Raw genomic sequence first — 279 nt, forward strand, 5'->3', positions numbered from 1 at the left:
CGGTATCTTGAGAAGCCAGCGCGAGAAGACGCTTTTTGCCGCAGGAGACTTCGACAGGGCGAGATAGAAGAGCAGCGCCAGCAAGGCAGCGAGCGGGAAGACGAACGGATAGTCGTTGAAGACGTGGCCGAAGGCGGAGAGCATGCGCATGGTGAAGGGTTTTGGGGCGGACGACCCCTCGAAGATTGGCTCGAGCGCCGGCACCAGCACCGTCGCCAGTATGACCATGGCGCCGCACATCACCAGGAGCAGGAAGGCTGGATAGGTCAGCGCCTCGAT

General features: G+C 61.6%; 1 pseudogene. It reads right to left on the minus strand.

The annotated features are described in order from the left end of the window. A pseudogene (locus EN786_RS37455) lies at window positions 1-279 on the minus strand (type II secretion system F family protein); the annotation flags it as partial.

It is taken from the genome of Mesorhizobium sp. M4B.F.Ca.ET.143.01.1.1 (assembly GCF_004792275.1).
GTDB lineage: Bacteria > Pseudomonadota > Alphaproteobacteria > Rhizobiales > Rhizobiaceae > Mesorhizobium > Mesorhizobium abyssinicae.